This window comes from Mesorhizobium sp. M0060, assembly GCF_040323155.1.
Lineage (GTDB): Bacteria > Pseudomonadota > Alphaproteobacteria > Rhizobiales > Rhizobiaceae > Mesorhizobium.
On record NZ_JAMYUP010000170.1, the window covers coordinates 1 to 799 of the forward strand.

Below are 799 nucleotides of genomic sequence, written 5' to 3' on the forward strand. Positions count from 1 at the left end.
CCTTGCCGTCATCGTGTGCTACTCGCAGATCCGCCTCTTGCGCAAGCCAGCGCTGGATGCGCCGCGCGGCAGTCTTTCCCGGCACGAACCAGCTTGTGCGCTCATTTGGGTCCAAGAACACCAGAACGTATGGTCAGAGCCGCAAGGGGAAGCCAATGAGGCGATCGGTGAAACTGCTCAACGAGCTAGCGTGGCGAAACCTTCGCCGCGCCAGACCGTTTATTCTGCTCCAGGAGAGGTCCATTCATGCCCAGACGAGATGCAAAAAACCCAGCGGCCAGACGGCCAATGAGCCCTCGTTCGCGTCCCCTGAAAGGCGAGGAGACGGAAGTGAACCACATCGTCGAAACGCAAAGTGTATCGCCAGCCCAGGCGCGAGAGCTTGTGCGGCGGCACGGAAACGTAAGATCGATGAAGCCGCCAAGTCTTATAAGGACGACAGCTAAGCACTTCCAAGCCGGGGGAAAGGGAGCTTTGTCACGGCAATCCGCGGAGTTGCAAATTGAGCGGATCGGCTTGAGGCGACGAATGACCACTATCGCAACGTTCATGGTCAGCCACTATATTCCCGGCCGGATGCCGCCATGTCCAGAACTCTGATTGTCGTTGGTCTGATTATAGTTGCCATAGGCCTATTGTGGCCCTGGTTGTCGCGGGTCGGTCCGGGCAAATTGCCCGGTGACATCGTGATCCAACGTGAGAACTTCACGTTTTACGCTCCGATCGGCACTGGGATTCTGATCAGCATCGTGCTTTCGTTTGTTCTGTGGCTACTCAACCGATAGCGAGGACGGCGAGC

General features: G+C 57.4%; 2 protein-coding genes. Both read left to right on the forward strand.

What is annotated here, in order from left to right; genetic code table 11:
* Positions 1–292, forward strand: a 292-nt coding sequence (locus NKJ94_RS37435) for a hypothetical protein (protein WP_352532805.1), incomplete at its 5' end; no start/stop codon positions are given.
* A gap of 292 nt (positions 293–584) precedes the next feature.
* Positions 585–785, forward strand: coding sequence for a DUF2905 domain-containing protein (locus NKJ94_RS37440; RefSeq protein WP_352532807.1), 201 nt, complete (start codon positions 585–587; stop codon positions 783–785).
* Positions 786–799: the final 14 nt, after the last annotated feature.

Excerpts from the sequence above, each read along its gene's own strand:
- NKJ94_RS37440 (WP_352532807.1), top strand. The coding sequence starts at position 585 with ATGTCCAGAACTCTGATTGTCGTTGGTCTGATTATAGTTGCCATAGGC.